The 11,924-nt window shown below is 69.2% G+C and carries 14 protein-coding genes; 10 read left to right on the plus strand and 4 right to left on the minus strand.

Going from position 1 to position 11,924, the window contains the following annotated elements; all coding sequences use genetic code 11:
- Positions 1–167: 167 nt before the first annotated feature.
- From ULB03_RS15465 to ULB03_RS15490, 6 genes are all read left to right on the plus strand, one after another.
- Positions 168–2,288 (plus strand): tetratricopeptide repeat protein, encoded by a 2,121-nt coding sequence (locus ULB03_RS15465; RefSeq protein WP_322484036.1) that lies wholly within the window; start codon positions 168–170, stop codon positions 2,286–2,288.
- Positions 2,289–2,434: 146 nt separating this feature from the next.
- The gene (rpsF, locus tag ULB03_RS15470) at positions 2,435–2,905 is read left to right on the plus strand and encodes a 30S ribosomal protein S6 (RefSeq protein WP_322484037.1); all 471 of its coding nucleotides are present in this window, start codon (positions 2,435–2,437) and stop codon (positions 2,903–2,905) included.
- On the plus strand, positions 2,902–3,183 hold the full coding sequence (gene rpsR, locus ULB03_RS15475) for a 30S ribosomal protein S18 (protein WP_044561423.1): 282 nt from the start codon (positions 2,902–2,904) through the stop codon (positions 3,181–3,183). The genes rpsF and rpsR overlap by 4 nt, the downstream gene beginning before the upstream one ends.
- A gap of 12 nt (positions 3,184–3,195) precedes the next feature.
- A complete protein-coding gene (rplI, locus tag ULB03_RS15480) occupies positions 3,196–3,756 on the plus strand; it encodes a 50S ribosomal protein L9 (RefSeq protein WP_145730630.1) in 561 nt (186 codons plus the stop codon).
- Positions 3,757–3,877: 121 nt separating this feature from the next.
- Positions 3,878–4,225, plus strand: a complete 348-nt coding sequence (locus tag ULB03_RS15485) for a hypothetical protein (RefSeq protein WP_322484038.1) — start codon at positions 3,878–3,880, stop codon at positions 4,223–4,225.
- A 49-nt stretch (positions 4,226–4,274) separates the two neighbouring features.
- The gene (locus ULB03_RS15490) at positions 4,275–5,870 is read left to right on the plus strand and encodes a hypothetical protein (protein ID WP_322484039.1); all 1,596 of its coding nucleotides are present in this window, start codon (positions 4,275–4,277) and stop codon (positions 5,868–5,870) included.
- 8 nt (positions 5,871–5,878) lie between these two features.
- Here the strand turns inward: ULB03_RS15490 and ULB03_RS15495 are convergent, their stop codons facing one another.
- Positions 5,879–6,445 (minus strand): TetR/AcrR family transcriptional regulator, encoded by a 567-nt coding sequence (locus tag ULB03_RS15495; protein WP_322484040.1) that lies wholly within the window; start codon positions 6,443–6,445, stop codon positions 5,879–5,881.
- A 141-nt stretch (positions 6,446–6,586) separates the two neighbouring features.
- On the opposite strand from ULB03_RS15495, the gene ULB03_RS15500 reads away from it, so the two are divergent.
- Both ULB03_RS15500 and ULB03_RS15505 read left to right on the plus strand, forming a co-directional pair.
- Positions 6,587–6,877 carry a 4Fe-4S dicluster domain-containing protein gene (locus ULB03_RS15500; RefSeq protein WP_322484041.1) on the plus strand — a complete coding sequence of 97 codons (291 nt, stop codon included), beginning with the start codon at positions 6,587–6,589 and terminating at the stop codon, positions 6,875–6,877.
- A gap of 10 nt (positions 6,878–6,887) precedes the next feature.
- Positions 6,888–7,310 carry a VOC family protein gene (locus tag ULB03_RS15505; RefSeq protein WP_322484042.1) on the plus strand — a complete coding sequence of 141 codons (423 nt, stop codon included), beginning with the start codon at positions 6,888–6,890 and terminating at the stop codon, positions 7,308–7,310.
- Here the strand turns inward: ULB03_RS15505 and ULB03_RS15510 are convergent.
- Positions 7,307–7,726 (minus strand): MarR family winged helix-turn-helix transcriptional regulator, encoded by a 420-nt coding sequence (locus ULB03_RS15510; protein ID WP_322484043.1) that lies wholly within the window; start codon positions 7,724–7,726, stop codon positions 7,307–7,309. The genes ULB03_RS15505 and ULB03_RS15510 overlap by 4 nt on opposite strands.
- A gap of 131 nt (positions 7,727–7,857) precedes the next feature.
- Between ULB03_RS15510 and ULB03_RS15515 the strand changes: the two genes are divergently transcribed.
- Positions 7,858–9,744, plus strand: coding sequence for a chloride channel protein (locus ULB03_RS15515; RefSeq protein ID WP_322484044.1), 1,887 nt, complete (start codon positions 7,858–7,860; stop codon positions 9,742–9,744).
- 35 nt (positions 9,745–9,779) lie between these two features.
- Here ULB03_RS15515 and ULB03_RS15520 read toward each other — a convergent pair whose 3' ends face one another.
- Positions 9,780–10,277, minus strand: coding sequence for a hypothetical protein (locus tag ULB03_RS15520; protein ID WP_322484045.1), 498 nt, complete (start codon positions 10,275–10,277; stop codon positions 9,780–9,782).
- Between the two features lie 311 nt (positions 10,278–10,588).
- Here ULB03_RS15520 and ULB03_RS15525 point away from each other — a divergent pair, with 311 nt between their 5' ends.
- Positions 10,589–11,338, plus strand: coding sequence for a CoxG family protein (locus tag ULB03_RS15525; RefSeq protein ID WP_322484046.1), 750 nt, complete (start codon positions 10,589–10,591; stop codon positions 11,336–11,338).
- Positions 11,339–11,351: 13 nt separating this feature from the next.
- Here ULB03_RS15525 and ULB03_RS15530 read toward each other — a convergent pair whose 3' ends face one another.
- Positions 11,352–11,780 (minus strand): hypothetical protein, encoded by a 429-nt coding sequence (locus ULB03_RS15530; protein WP_322484047.1) that lies wholly within the window; start codon positions 11,778–11,780, stop codon positions 11,352–11,354.
- Positions 11,781–11,924 lie beyond the last annotated feature (144 nt).

An 11,924-nucleotide genomic window follows, 5' to 3' on the forward strand; every position in this document is an offset into this window, starting at 1 on the left:
ACCATAGCGTGCATATCTGCCGATGTACTTCCTTGGGTGAAGCCACCTCCGTCCCCTTCCGGACGCACCGGCATCGCCCTCTGAACTTTCCTTCCTGCGACGGCCGCCGACAGGATAGTCTGCGGCCTGTGCCCCCCTGGGAGCCAAAGATCGCGACGGGAAGAAAGATGAACCGCAACCAGCGCCGCCTGGACAAGAAGCAGGGCGCACCCGCCACACCGGCGGCGGCGCAACTGCTGTTCAGCCAGGCGACGCAGCATCACCAGGCCGGCCGCCTGGCGGAGGCGGAGGCGGCCTATAGGCAGGTGTTGGCCCAAGCCCCCCGCCATGCGGACGCGCTGTACCTGCTGGGCATGGTGCATCACCAGACCGGCCGGCACGAGGCCGCCGCCGACCTGTTGGCCAAGGCCGTGGCCTTCCAGGGCGACGCCGCCCACATGCAGGCCGCCCTGGGCACCGTGCTGCTGACCCTGCGCCGTCCCGCCGACGCCCTGGCCCCGCTACAACGGGCCCTGACCCTGAAGCCGGATCAGGCGGAAACGCGGAACACCCTGGGCAACGCGCTGAAGGATCTGGGCCGCCCGGACGAGGCCACGACACACTATGGCCAGGCCATCGCGCTGAAGCCAGACTATGCCAACGCCCATAATGGACTGGGATCGGCCCGCCAGGCCCAAGGCCGCCTGGAGGAGGCCGCCGGCCATTACCGCCGCGCCCTGGCCCTCAACCCCGGCCTGGTCCTGGCCCGGGTCAACCTGGGCAAGACCCTGAAAGACTTGGGCGACCTGGCTGGAGCGGAGGCGGAGCTGCGCCAGGCCCTGGCGCTGGACGCCACCCACGCCGATGCGCTGAACAACCTGGGGGCCGTGTTGCAGGCGCAAGATCGGACGGCGGAGGCCACGGCATGCCTGCGCCAGGCGGCGGCCCTGGCCCCTGCCGACGCCGACGCACATCTGAACCTGGCCCGCCTGCTGGCCAGCGACCTGCTGATGCGCGACCCGGCCCTGGTGCGCGAGGCGTTGTCCCATGCCGAGCGGGCGCTGGCCCTGCGCCCCGGCCACGCCGCCACGCTGGACACCCTGGGCACCTTGTTGCAGCGCTTGGGCCGCCTGTCGGAGGCGGAACGCCATTTCCGCGCGGCCCTGGCCCTGGCGCCCCAAGACGCGGGCATCCTCCACAACCTGGCCACCACGGTGCAGGCGCTGGCCCGCCAGGATGAGGCGGAGGCGCTGTACCGTCGCGCGCTGGACGCCGATCCGGACCATGCCGACGCCCGCTTCTGCCTGGGCACCACCCGCCTGGCCGCCGGCGACCTCGCCAGCGGCTGGCCGGGGTACGAGGCCCGCTGGCGAGGACGGCAGTTGGCGCCCTTCTGGCGCCCTTTCCCCGCGCCGCAGTGGCGGGGCGAGGGATTGGCGGGCAAGCGCCTGCTGGTATGGGGTGAACAGGGCCTGGGCGATGAGATCCTGTTCGCCAGCCTGCTGCCCGACCTGCACCGGCGGGTGACGGCGGAGGGCGGGCAACTGGTCGTGGAGTGCGCGCCCCGCCTGGTGGGGCTGTTCGGCCGCGCCCTGCCGGGCGTGGTGGTCCGCGCGGCGACCTCCGGCCCCGGCGCCCCCACGCTGTCGGACATGGACTTTCACCTGCCCATGGGCAGTCTGCCCGGATTGCTGCGCCCCGGCCTGGGCGATTGGCACGGCGGCGCGCCCTTCCTGACGCCCAGGGACGATCTGGCCGCCCTCTGGCAGAGCCGGCTGGACCAATTGGGCCCGGGCCTGCGCGTCGGCATCAGCTGGCGCAGCGGCATCCGCCGTGGCGACCGCGACGGCGCCTATACGACCCTGGCGGACTACGCCCCGGTGCTGACCCTGCCCGGCCTCATCCCCGTCACCCTGCAATACAGCGCGTCCGAGGAGGAGATCCGGCCGGTGGAACAGACGCTGGGCGTCACCCTGCACCGCTGGCCGGACCTGGACCTGCGGGATGATATGGAGGGGGTGGCGGCCCTGATGGCAGGGCTGGACCTGGTCATCACCGCCCCCACCGCGGTGGGGGAGATGGCGGGGGCGCTGGGGGTGCCGTGCTGGCGCCTGGGCACCGATCATGACTGGTCCATGCTGGGCACCGGGGCGCGGCCGTGGTTCAATGCCATGGCGGTCATTCCGGCCGCCCCGCAGGGTCCGACGGTGCCGGGCTGCGTGGCCCTGGCGGCGCAACGCCTGCTGACCCTGGCGGGCGCGCGGGGCGACTACCTTTTCCCTTGCCCGCCGCTCGAGCTTCCTATATAAGCCCGCGCTTCAACCGCTCCTTGCCGGTGCCTTTGCCATGGCGCCGGCTAGGTCCGTGCGGCTGACCCACCCCTTGGCCCTCGGAATGATCCGATGTCCCGGACGGGCACAGCGGCGGACCACGTAACAGCCATGAGGAGTATCAAATGGCTTTGTATGAGACCGTGCTGATCGCACGGCAGGACATCACGTCCGCCCAGGTGGAAGGCCTGACCGAAACCTTCACCGGTATCCTGAAGGAAAACGGTGGCCAGGTTGCCAAGGTCGAGCAGTGGGGTCTGAAGACCCTCACCTACAAGATCAAGAAGAACCGCAAGGGCCACTACGTCTACTTCGCCCACGACTCCGCCCCGGCCGCCGTCGCCGAGATGGAGCGTAACATGGGCCTGAACGAAGACGTCCTGCGCTTCATGACCACCCGCATCGAGAAGATCGAGGAAGGTCAGACCGCGATGCTGTCCAACAAGGGCGATCGTGGTGAGCGCGGCGAACGCGGTGAGCGTGGCGATCGCGGTCCGCGTCGCTTCGAGGACCGTGGCGAGCGCGGTGACCGTGGCGATCGCGGCCCCCGTCCGCCCCGCCGCATGGAAGCCTCTTCTGAAGGAGACCGGGCATGAGCTTCGGCACCCAGGGTAACGCCGGCGCGCCGCGTCCGGCCGGTGGCGGCGGTGGCCGTCGTCCGTTCTTCCGTCGTCGCAAGACCTGCCCCTTCTCCGGTCCGAACGCTCCGGCGATCGACTACAAGGATGTGAAGCTGCTGTCGCGCTTCATCTCCGAGCGGGGCAAGATCGTCCCGAGCCGCATCACCGCGGTTTCGGCCAAGAAGCAGCGTGAGCTGGCCCGCGCCATTAAGCGCGCCCGCTTCCTCGCCCTGCTGCCTTACATTGTGAAGTAAGGAGTAGGAACGATGGAAGTTATTCTGCTGGAGCGTGTCGAGAAGCTCGGCCGCATGGGCGAAGTGGTCACGGTGAAGCCCGGCTTCGCCCGCAACTACCTGTTGCCCCAGAAGAAGGCCCTGCGCGCCTCCAAGGACAACCTGGCTTTCTTCGAGAGCCAGAAGGCCAAGCTGGAAGCGCAGAACGCCGAGCGCAAGGTCGAGGCCGAGAAGGTCGCGTCCAAGATCAGCGACCTGTCGGTCATCATCATCCGCCAGTCTGCCGAAACCGGCATTCTGTACGGTTCGGTGAGCGCCCGTGACGTTGCCGAGGCGGTCACCGCCGCCGGCACCGCCGTCGAGCGCAGCCAGGTCGCCATCGACACCCCGATCAAGACCCTGGGCCTGTTCAAGGTCCGTCTGGTCCTGCATCCGGAAGTGTCGGTGAGCATCACCGTGAACGTCGCCCGTACCACCGAAGAAGCCGGCCTGCAGGCCGCTCGCGGTGGCATGGTCGCCGGTCAGCGTGATGAGGACGAGGACGAAGAGGTGGTGGAAGCCGCCGACGAGGCCACGGAAGAGACCGAGGCCTGATCCTTCCTCGGATCGCTTAAGTAACGAAACGGCGCGGTTCTTCGGGACCGCGCCGTTTTGCTTTGGCGCTTACGCCCATCACCGTCTAGCCTGCGGAAAACTCCGACTGGGGAAGCGAGTTATGGCGGTGGAAGCGGGCGGATTGCGGCAGGCGGCCAAATGGGTGGCCATCATCGGCTTGGCGGGTAACCACGTCCTGGCCTATCAGCAGGCGGTGGACCGCATCCGCGCGCCCTCCCGCGCGCTGGCGGACATGGCGGGGGCCATCGGCCAGATCTTCGGCCAGTCCCCGGACCGCTTCAAGGCCGGCGATCTCAGCCTAAGCGACAAGATCGACCTGTTCGTGAACCCCTACACCTCGGTGCGCGACATGGCGCATTGGGAGGGGCTGAACCATCTGCTGTTCTGGCCGGGCCTGGCGGCGCTGGCGCTGTTCCTGATCCTGACCTTCGGCGGCCGGCGGGCGTGACGGCCGCCCCGTCCGGCCGGGGCCCCCTCAAATGACCGGGTAAGGGACAATGCCGCGACAGTGCGCCTCTATCGCCCTGGTACTCCTGGCGCTGTTGATAGGGTGGCCGGCGCGGGCAACCGTGCCGCCGGTCCCGCCGGCCGCCTACATCACGCTCAGCCCCCAGGGCGCCAGCTTGCGCGCCACCTACCGCCTGGACACCCCTGTCACACGCCTGAGCCTGGGCGAAGGTCCGGTCGCCTGGCGGAATCCGGTATGGCGGATGGAAACCCCCGGCCTGGTTCTGCAGAACCAGGAAGTGCGGGCGGCGGATGGTCGAGCCTTCAAGGAATTCAGCCTGCTGATCGATGAGGATAAGCGCTTCGTCGACCGCACCTATCCAGTGATGCTGCGGCTGGGGCCGCAAGGGTTTCTGGTCTATGGGCCTTTCCTGCTGGTGCGCTCAGACAGCTTGGCGACCGGCTTGAGCCAGGGTGCCGTCGCCACCGAACCGGCGGGTGGCCGCGCCTTGGAGGGGTATTTCTTCGTCGGCCCGGCGGGTTACGTCAGGCCCATTGACGCGGCCCGTCCGGGCCTGGGGCGTATCGTGGCGCGGCCGGACCTGCCCGCCACCTGGCGGGATGAGGTGGCGCCCGGCCTGGCCCGCGCCTTGGCCTATTATCGGGCGCGCCTGCCGCCGCGCGGCAATACCGTCTCCCCCATCATCGTCTATCAGGATCAGCCGGCCCCCTTCCTGCGGGGCAGCGTCACCGGTGGCGGCATGATGCTGCTGCAGGTCGGCGGCGTCTGGCGGATGCCGCGCCTGGAACTGAAGCCGGAGCGGGACCGGGTGCTGGCGCATGAAACCTTCCACCTGTTCCTGCGCCGCCATGACAAGGCCGATTTCCCCGATTGGATGAACGAGGGGGCGGCCGACTACGCCGCAGGCCTGGTCATACGCCAGGGCGCCCTGCCCTCCCTGGCGGAGGTTCAGATCCAATTGGATTTGTGCGTCACCAGCCTGGGCGACCGTCCGCTGGACAACCCCGCCACCACGGCGCGCAACCGGATGCCCTATGCCTGCGGCTTCGTCGCCCACTGGCTGGTGGACAAGGCGCTGCGCCGGACCGGCAAGCCCGACGACGTGGGCCTGTTCGCGCTATGGGCCGACATGGTGGCGCACGATGGCGTCACCGCCAGCGACAGCCTGCGCCAGGCGGTGGCGGGCAGCCCTGCCGCCACCCGGGCGCTATCCCTGCTGCTGACCGGCAGCGGACCGGAGCGCTGGACGAGCTGGGCGGCCAGCCTGGCCGGGCTGGGTGTCTCGGCCCGCTGGGTGGACGCGGGGGCGCCGTCGGCGGATGAGGTGCTGGAGCATGTGCTGAAGCAAAATTGCACGGGCACCCATGGCTTCTGGCGGGGCGCCAACTACACGCTGGATACCGGCAACCGCTGCGGCCCCCTGTCGGGCGATCCGGTGATCACCGGCATCGAAGGGCATCCTCTGGCGGGTGACGCCATGGCCCTGTTCCAGGCGGTTGTGGCGCGGTGCGCCGCCGACCAGGATGTGGCGCTGAACCGGCCGGATGGCGCCCCGCCACTTTCCGCCCTGTGCCATAGTCCCCCACCGGCAAGCCGATCGTTACGCCTGGACCCGCTTCCTTAACCCCCACGCTACGCCGTCAGATAGGCCATCACCGCCCGCACCGTCTCCCGCTCCAGGATGTGCGGGTCGGCGCCCGGCGGTGGGTCCAGGACGGCGGCATGGATCAGGGCATGAGCCATGCGTCCCACGACAAAGGTGGCGACATCCAGATCGGGCACGGTGACCTCGGCATCCGGTCCCCGGGAATAGCGTTCCAGCAGGGCCCTCAGCACGCCTTCCGTTCCGTCCTCCTCATGGCGGGCTTCCAGGTGCGCTGCCTCTAGCGCCAACACCTTATGCAGGGCGGGCTCCAGCCGGTGCGCCGCCATGGCGACATGGATGGTGCGGGTGATCAAGGCTTCCAGGGGCACGCCCTGCTCCGCCGCGTCCCAAAACACCGCCTCCCGCATCATCAGGGCGCTCATATGCCGCACATGGCGCTCCCGCAGTGCCAGGACCAGCGCCTCCTTATTGGGGAAATACTGGTAGAGCGAGCCGATGCTGACCCCCGCCGCGACCGCGACGGCGTTGGTGGTCAAGGCGGCGTAGCCGTCGCGCACCAGAACGCGAGCGGTCGCGTCCAGGATGGCGTCCACCAGAGCACGGGACCGGGCCTGGCGCGGCCGTTTCCTTGGGGTTGAGCCCGCCGCTGCGGGCCGTTCGGAACGCGAGTTTTCAGCCAGGACGCGCCCTCCTACTATGATGCGAGCTTTTACTCATGTTTACGGAGGATCATCGTGAGCGGCAACCCATCCTGCAAGCAGGACCCCGGCGTCATCGTCCCGCACATCAACCGCAACCGCTGCGAGGGCAAGGACGATTGCGTGCGCGTCTGCCCCTACGACGTCTTTGAGATCGGGGTGTTGCCGGAAGCGGAGCGCCGGGACTTGAGCCTGGGCGGCCGGATAAAGGGCTTCTTCCACGGCTACCACCAGGCCTTCGCCGTGCGGGCGGACCAGTGCCGGGCCTGTGGCCTGTGCGTGGCCGCCTGCCCGGAGCACGCCATCACCCTCACCCGCGCCGCGTAGGGGGACGCCGATGGCCGCCTCATTGGGCTTCCGCCACATCGTGCTGGTCGTGACCGACATCGACCGCGCCGCCACCTTCTACCAGCGCATCATGGGTCTGGCTCGGGTGCGGACGGAGCCCCACACCATCACCTTGGCCGCCCCGGGCCTGCGCTATGTCATGAACCTGACCGATCAGAAAGAGACGCGGGAATATGACACCGGCCCCACGGCCGCTGTCGGCAGCCTGGGCGGCATCGACCATCTGGGCATAGAGGTGGACGAGCCGGCGGAGCTCGAAGGCCTGGTACAAGAATGGCTGGCCGCTGGCGGGCAGTTGCTGGAACGGCGCGACATGGATACGCCCTATCCTTCGGCGTTCATGCGCGACCTGGACGGCTATCTGGTGCAGATTTACAGCTTCGCGGCCGAATTGCGGGCGCGCGTCCCTTAACCCTCCAGCCGGTCGAACAGGGTGCGCAGCAGGGGCGAAAGGCGGCGGATTTCGTCCCGGTGCACCCGCGACAGGCCGGCCAGCAGTTCCTCCGCCGCCGGGGTCAGGCTGATGACCACCTGGCGCCGGTCTTCCGGCCCGGGGGCCCGCCGCACCCAGCCATGACTTTCCAGGCGGTCGATCAGGCCCACCGCGCTGTGCGGGCGCACGCACAGCCGTTCCGCCAGCTCCCCCACCGTCACATGGTCGCGCCCGGGATAGCCCTTGATGGCCAGCAGCGCCTGATGCTGCTGCGCCGTCAGCCCGGCCTCCGCCGCCGCGTCCTCGCTGAAGGACAGGAAACAGCGCAGCATGTGCCGGAACTCCGCCAGCAGCTCATAGTCCGCCTTTTCCAAGGATTCCACGGTTTCGGGCATGGGATGGCCGCTCCTGCAGTCGGGACGCAATACAGCACTGTCGGATGGCCCCTTCATAAATATCGCAGTACGATATATTAAAGCCATCAGCCGGTGGGTCCGGCTTCCCTTTTTTAACGGTTGTTGATGCGATGGCGAATGATTTGCTGATGGACGGCCAGCCCACCCAAGCGCCGCGGGGGAAGCCGCAAGAGGCCTCCCGGATTCCCCAAGATCATATTCTGGGCGATTTCAGCGCCGACCGGCGGCTGCTGATGCTGATGGCCATGGCCGGGGTGGTGGGGGCGGCCGGCGCGGGCGCCGCCTGGGTGCTGCTGCGCCTGATCGACCTGGCAACCAACCTGTTCTACTTCGGGCGGCTCAGCACCGCGCCGGCCGTGATCGCCCAAAGCGTCTGGGGGCCCTTCATGCCCCTGGTGCCCGTCGTCGGCTGCCTGATCATCGGGCTGATGGCGCGCTATGGCAGCGAGAAGATCCGGGGGCACGGCATTCCGGAGGCCATGGAGGCCATCCTGGTGGGCCGCAGCCGCATCCAGCCCAAGGTGGCGCTGCTGAAGCCCCTGTCCTCCGCCATCTCCATCGGCAGCGGCGGGCCGTTCGGCGCCGAGGGTCCCATCATCATGACGGGCGGCGCCATCGGCTCCCTCTTCGCGCAGTTCTTCCACCTGACGGATGCGGAGCGCAAAACCCTGCTGGTCGCGGGGGCCGCCGCCGGCATGAGCGCCACCTTCGGCACCCCGGTGGCGGCCATGCTGCTGGCAGTGGAACTGCTGCTGTTCGAGTGGAAGCCGCGCAGCTTCATCCCGGTGGCCATCGCCGCCGCCGTGGCGGCCGCCTGCCGTCCCGCCTTGCTGGGTGCCGGCCCACTGTTCCCCCTGGCCGACAGCGCCGCGCTGCCGGCGACGGGCCTGGCCCTCTGCGCCTTGCTGGGCGTGCTGGCGGGCCTGGGCTCCGGCCTTCTGACCAGCCTGGTCTACGGGTTCGAGGATCTGTTCGGCCGCCTGCCCCTGCATTGGATGTGGTGGCCCATGATCGGCGGCGTCTTCATCGGCCTGGGTGGCCTGATCGATCCGCGCGCCCTGGGCGTGGGCTATGACAACATCGCCGGGCTGTTGCACGGGCAAATCCCGCCGGCCTCCGCCCTCACGCTGGTGGCGGTGAAGGCGGTGATTTGGTCGGTGGCGTTGGGGTCGGGTACCTCGGGCGGGGTGCTGGCGCCCCTGCTGATGATGGGCGGCGCGCTGGGCGCCCTGTTCGGCGCCGTGGCGCCCGTGGGCGAGGCCGGCGAATGGGCGCTGGCGGGCATGGCGGCCATGATGGGCGGCACCATGCGGGCCCCGCTGACCGCGATGATCTTCGCGCTGGAACTGTCGCACGACGTCGGCGCGCTGTTGCCCCTGGCCATCGCCTGCGCCCTGTCCCACGGCACCACGGTGCTGCTGCTGAAACGTTCCATCCTCACCGAGAAGGTGGCCCGGCGCGGCCATCACATCGTGCGCGAATACGCCGTCGACCCGTTTGAGACCATGCGCGTGGCCCAGGTGATGGCCCAGCCGGTGGACACCCTGCCGGCCACCATGCCCCTGACCGACGCGCTGGCCTTCTTCACAGGGGCCGAGGAGGCGGGGCAGGCACCCAAGGCCCGGCACCGCAGCTATCCCGTGGTGGACGCGGACGGCCAGGTGGTGGGCATGGCGTCGCGCACCGATGCCCTACGCTGGGCCCGGGATGGGCAGTGGGGCAAGGACGGCGGGCGGGGAGAGGGCTGGACGCTGGGCGACCAGTGCGCCCATGGATCGGTGGCCGTCGCCTATGATGACGAGCTGGTGGGCCGGGTGGCCGACCGCATGGGGGCCACGGACCATAGCCGCCTGCCCGTCCTATCACGCGAAAGCGGGCGGTTGGTGGGCCTGGTGGCGCAGCGCGACCTGTTGGCGGTCCGCCATCTCAGCCTGCGGCAGGAACAACGGCGCGAGGCGCTGCTGAGCCTACCCCTGGGCGCCCGGCGCACCAGCTGACGCCCAATCGGATAGCCTCACGCCAAGCGGTCGTGTCAGACGGTGAGTTCCACATGGTGGATCTCACCGTTCTGGGCCAACAGGGCCTCAAGATAGCTGGCGATCTTGCGGGCACCGTCGCTGTGCACCGCCAGGCATTGGCGCAGGGCGTCGGCCAGGCGGGCGTTCTCCAGCCGCTCGGCATCGCTCAGTTCCGCATGCTGGGGGGCGAGGTGTTCCACCACATGGGCCAGTTCCTGGCCCGGGGCCGGCGGCGCCACCGGGGCCCCGCTGCGGACCAGGCCGCGCAGGTTCTGGCGCAGCCGTTCCTCATGGTGGGGTTCCAGGGCGCCGGTTGGGTCGGCCTCATCCACGATGTCATCGAAGAGGGAACGGCCATGACGCTGCCCCGCCTCGGCGGGCGGGCGCCGACGGCGGTCCCGCTGCCGCGCCTCACGCTCCTGCACCGCGTCCACCCGGTCGACATGCAGCGACGCCGCCGGCGGGTGGGCGGGGCTGAGGTCCAGGACAGGGGGCGGCGGTATCATGATCATGATGCACCACCCTAACGCGAATCGGGGCGGAGCTCAAGGGAAGCCCCGAAGTGCCCTAATAGAAGCTCCCAGCGCTCGTGGAACTCGGCCAAGATGATCCCTGCGGTTATTGCCGGGGTCGAGGATTGGCCGTTCAATCGGGCAGTGAAAATGGGCTTTTTTTGCTAGGACGCCGCAATCAAGCCTATGCCGATTGGCCAGGCATCCGCCGGCACGGCCCCCGCCGATACACCCCATGGGGATGGAACGCGCGGCTTTCCGGACACTTGCCCCGGAAGCGCGTGCCCAGTACGGTCGCGGGAATTGGCAGAATGAGGACGTCCCCGATGGACATTACCGGCGAATATTTGATCGCGGCCCCGCAGGACCGGGTGTGGGCGGCGTTGAACGACGCCGAGGTGCTGCGGCAGAGCGTGCCGCCGGGCTATTCCAGCACCCTCACCCTGTCGGACCTGGAGCCGCCCCACGCCTGCGTCCTGAACGGCGACGGCCAACGGGCCCGCATCCGGCTGGCCGAGACCGGCGACGGCCGGACACGCCTGACCTTTGACGCGCAGATCGACGCGGGCGCGGAGGAGGACACCCGCGCTTTCTTCGCCCACCTGGCGGACCTGCTGGCATCGGCCGGGGGCCCGAACGCCGCCCTGGTCGCGGACGTGGCCCTGGCCGAACCCGCCGTCGACGCCGCCGCCATTTCAGAAGCGATGCCGGCGGAGTCCATTCCGCTGGTTGAGATGGCGCCGCTGAGCGAGGCCCTGGCGCCGTCCCTGGTCATGGCCGCGCAGGCCGAGGCCACCCAGCCCGTGGCCGCCACGCTGCCCTTGGAACCGGAAACCCACGCCCGCGCCATTGAGCATCAGGTGCGGCCGACGGAGGCGGAGGCGTTGGGATCGGCTGGCATTTCCCTGCCCCCGGAACCCGCCCCCCCGGCGGCGGCGCACGATGACGCCCAGCCGGCGCCCACAGTGGCGCATCCGGTCACGCACGCCGGCCTGCGCCCCATGATCTGGATCCCGCTGCTGGTCCTGGTCCTGCTGCTGCTGATCGTGCTGATCCGCTAAGCGGCCCAGCCGCTTATGGCTCCGCCCGCGTCAGGCAAAAGGCCGACAGCATGACGAGCAGACCGGCGACCAGCAGCGTCACGAGGACCGGCGTCCATTCCTGAAACGTGGCGCCACGCGCCGTCGCCATGGCCGGAACGCAGATAATGACCGGCAGAAAAGCGGCTTGCGCTCCCATGACGCGCACACCCCGCATCGCCTGGGCGGACACCACTTGCCCCACACGCCGCGCGGTGTGGATACGACGCCAATAAAGGATGGCGGTGGCTGCCGCCTGGAACAGCAACAGGCCGCCACCGGCCACACAGGACGGGGGCACGGCGTCCCCCCAGAGCGCGGCCAGGATCAGGCCGGACAGGCCCATGGACGCAATCAGCCCTGCAACCGCCCCCAGGAGAATCAGGACAATCTTGGAGGAAAACCGAATCTCGCCGCACATCATGGCCAAGCCTCGCACGCGTGACAGGATGAAGACAGCGTAAGACTTACGATTTATCCGCGCAACACTCCCAAAGTACGGCCCGCTTGGCAAAGTGCGGTCCGTTGGGAACCTTGTTCGTCCCCCATATCCGCGCTGGCAAAGAGC

The organism is Nitrospirillum goiasense (assembly GCF_034427435.1).
Lineage (GTDB): Bacteria > Pseudomonadota > Alphaproteobacteria > Azospirillales > Azospirillaceae > Nitrospirillum.